1 protein-coding gene is annotated in these 1,187 nt (G+C 71.0%); it reads right to left on the bottom strand.

Annotated elements, in window-relative coordinates; translation table 11 throughout:
- Positions 1-1,187: condensation domain-containing protein (locus ACFU8Q_RS41605; RefSeq protein WP_384465461.1), on the bottom strand; the 1,187-nt coding region annotated here is incomplete at both ends.

Raw genomic sequence — 1,187 nt, 5'->3', positions numbered from 1 at the left:
CCGCGTGTACAACGCGGCAAGACCCGCCTGAAGCACCATGAACAGACTGGTGCCGGTGCGCCGCGCCAACTCCACCAGAGCCACATGCAGTTCGGGACTCAGCTCCAGGCCGACCTGGTCTCCGTGCCAGCGGGCGACGGCCGGCCGCGACCGGTCGGCGGGCAGCTGGAGAAGCTCCGGCAGGTCGGACAACTGCCGCTTCCAATAATTGAGTTGTTTGGCAAACCGACTCTCCGGATCGGCGGCGTCACCGAGCAGGTCGCGCTGCCACAGCGTGTAGTCGGCGTATTGCACCGGCAGGACCGGCCAGGTCGGTGTGCGACCCTCGTGCCGAGCGGCGTAGGCCGTGGCGAGGTCGCGGGCCAGCGGGCCGGTGGACCAGCCGTCACCGGCGATGTGGTGCATCACCACCAGCAGCACGTGCTCCTGCGGTGCGAGCGCGAACAGCTCCGCCCGCAATGGCAGTTCCACCGCCAGGTCGAAAGGCTGCCTGGCGAACTCGGCAAGCCGCTCGGGCAGTTCGGCCTCCGACACCTCGGTCAACCGCACCCGGGGCCGGGTCGCACCTGGATCCAGGACACGCTGGCACGGTACGCCGTCGACCTCCGGGAACACCGTCCGCAGGCTCTCGTGCCGGGCCACCACGTCGGCAAGCGCCTCGTTCAGCGCCGCTGTGTCCAGCGTCCCGGTCAGCCGAAGCGCCAGCGGAATGTGGTAGGTCGCGGCGGTGCCGTCCATGCGGTGCAGGAACCAGAGCCGGCGCTGGGCGAAAGAGAGCGGTACCGCTTCCGGCCGTACGTGTGCCGTCAGCGCCGGGCGGGCGCGCCCGGCCTCGGCCAAGGCTTCGGCCACTCCCGCCGCAGTGGGCGCCTGGAAGAGCGCGCGCAACCCCAGCTCCACGCCTAGCACCGAGCGAATCCGTGCGACCAGCCGGGTGGCGAGCAGGGAGTGCCCGCCCAGGTCGAAGAAGTCGTCGTCGACCCCGACCCGCGACGCGCCCAGCACCTCGGCGAACAACTCGCACAGGATCTGCTCCTGCGGCGTGCGCGGCGCGCGACTGCTCCCGACCGCCCCCGGCTCGGGCGCGGGCAACGCTGCACGGTCCAGCTTCCCGTTCGCCGTCAACGGCAGCACATCCAGCAACACGAACGCCGACGGCACCAGGTAGTCCGGCACGCGGTCGCGCA

Origin of the sequence: Streptomyces sp. NPDC057543 (assembly GCF_042801895.1) — a bacterium.
Taxonomy (GTDB): Bacteria; Actinomycetota; Actinomycetes; order Streptomycetales; family Streptomycetaceae; genus Streptomyces.
The sequence above is the reverse complement of the archived record's forward strand: the minus strand, read 5'-3'. Positions and strand labels throughout refer to the sequence as shown.